This is a genomic window from Microbacterium sp. ZW CA_36 (genome assembly GCF_044987475.1).
GTDB lineage: Bacteria > Actinomycetota > Actinomycetes > Actinomycetales > Microbacteriaceae > Microbacterium.
Map to the genome: position 1 here is coordinate 1 of NZ_JBJDRL010000139.1, position 1,326 is coordinate 1,326.

General features: G+C 76.5%; 2 protein-coding genes. Both read right to left on the minus strand.

Annotated elements, in window-relative coordinates; translation table 11 throughout:
- Nucleotides 1–347, minus strand: a 347-nt coding sequence (locus tag ACI3KX_RS22085) for a hypothetical protein (RefSeq protein WP_404911095.1), incomplete at its 3' end; no start/stop codon positions are given.
- Nucleotides 344–1,326: FHA domain-containing protein (locus tag ACI3KX_RS22090; RefSeq protein WP_404911096.1), on the minus strand; the 983-nt coding region annotated here is incomplete at its 5' end. The genes ACI3KX_RS22090 and ACI3KX_RS22085, both read right to left, overlap by 4 nt.

Sequence of the window (1,326 nt, forward strand, 5' to 3'; positions counted from 1 at the left end):
CGTCGGCACCGGTCGGTCCGCGCCGGCGCGGCAGGCCCCGCCGGGGCGGCGCTCTCCCTCCGTCGCACCGTCGCCGTCAGCTCGTCGATGTCCGCCGCAGGGTGACCGCGCCGGCGCGGACCGACCGGTGCCGACGTGGTCGCCGCCTGGGTCGTCAGCTCGGAGTTCGGGGGGATCAGGGAGCGCGCCGATACGACCGTGACGTCGACGTCGGCAGGCAGCGCGGCATCCGTCGCTCCAGTTCGGCGCCGCCGCGTGGGAAGCGTCCGTTCGTCGGGTGCCTCGTCCGCGGGCTCCCGCACGGCGCGCCGCGACAGGGCGGTGCGCTCGTCGTCGGGGTCGATCACCCGTCGCTCCGCCGCAGCCGGACCTCGGCGTCGCCCAGCAGGAACCGGTCTCCGGCCTCGACCTCTTCACCGGTGGGCGCTTCGACCTCGGTGCCCATCACCGTCGCGAAGAGGACGCCGTTGGTCGAGTCCAGATCGGTCACGTACCAGCGGTCGTCGCGCAGCGTCAGCCTCGCGTGCGTCTTGGACACCGTCCCGTCGTGGATCGAGACCAGCTGCGCGCCGGGGAAATCGGGGTCGCCGGCCGGGCGCCGGCCGAGGATGACGACCTCCGCCGACAGCGCGACGGGGTCGCCGGTCGGCGGGACGAGGGTCCAGTCGGTGCGCTTGCGGCGGGCGATGATCGTCTCGTCGAAGACGTCCTCGTCGGGAATCTCGGGCTTGCCGTGGAAGGCCGACACCGACGACCGCGCGGAGAGCGGCACACCGGCGTCCGGAGCCCCGGCGATCGCCGAGACCGGACCGGACGCCTCGGGGAAGGCGTCGGCGTCGCTCATCGGCGAGCGTGCCGGAGCCCACGGCTCGGCCTCGGCACCCGGGGCGTCGGCGACCGGCACGCGCATCACGGGCGGGCGGGTGAGGTGCTCCCCCGTGCTGCCCTCGGGCGCGGCGGATGGGTCGGATGCCGCCACCGGAGCGGCGGTGGAGGAGACCGGCGCGGGCGAGACGAACGACCGGGGAGCGATCGGAACGGCCGAGATGGGGGCGGGAGCACCGGGCACGGCGCCGGTGACCTCGGAGCTCAGGTCGGCGGCATCCTGGCCGAAGCCCTGCCACCGGTCTGCGGGCGCCGGCTCGGCGTCGTGCGCGTCGTCCTCGGCCCGGCCGGCGGCGACGGGAGCGGCGACCGGGCGACCGGGAAGCGGCGGGGGCGTCCAGCCGCCGACGGGCGGTGCGACCTCGTGCGCGTCGGCGGCCGGGGCGGCGGGCACGTTCGTCGCCGGGAAGGCGGAAGAGGCGCTCGGGGGCGGCGCGAATC